Origin of the sequence: Colwellia ponticola (assembly GCF_005885605.1) — a bacterium.
Classification (GTDB): Bacteria; Pseudomonadota; Gammaproteobacteria; order Enterobacterales; family Alteromonadaceae; genus Colwellia; species Colwellia ponticola.
On sequence record NZ_SZVP01000061.1, the window covers coordinates 1 to 485 of the forward strand.

A 485-nucleotide genomic window follows, 5' to 3' on the forward strand; every position below is an offset into this window, starting at 1 on the left:
GAAGATGATCTTGTCTTTTGACAAAGCCATCCAATATATGTCCAAGCGAAAAATCGGTGCACTGATCACTATCGAACGTCATACTGGATTAGATGAGTATATTGAGACAGGGATTGCTTTACATGCAGATATCACTGGGGAGTTGCTGATCAATATCTTTATTCCTAATACACCGCTACATGATGGTGCAGTTATTGTAAAAGAAGGAAAGATCGCAGTAGCAAGCGCCTATCTTCCTCTATCAGAAAGTATGTTGATCCCTAAAGAATTCGGGACTCGACACCGGGCAGCTGTCGGTATAAGCGAAGTCAGCGACGCGATCACCATCGTTGTCTCTGAAGAAACCGGGGACGTCAGCATCACGTTAGATAATGAACTGATGGCTGGCTTATCCCAGCAAGAATATTTGGCAATCTTGCGTAGAGAACTAATTGCTGAAGAGAAAACAAAAAATAAGAAAAACGTGATTCAATCTTTCCTAGACG

General features: G+C 42.3%; 1 protein-coding gene. It reads left to right on the plus strand.

What is annotated here, in order from left to right:
• Positions 1-10: 10 nt before the first annotated feature.
• Positions 11-485: diadenylate cyclase (locus FCS21_RS17650; RefSeq protein WP_281279981.1), on the plus strand; the 475-nt coding region annotated here is incomplete at its 3' end.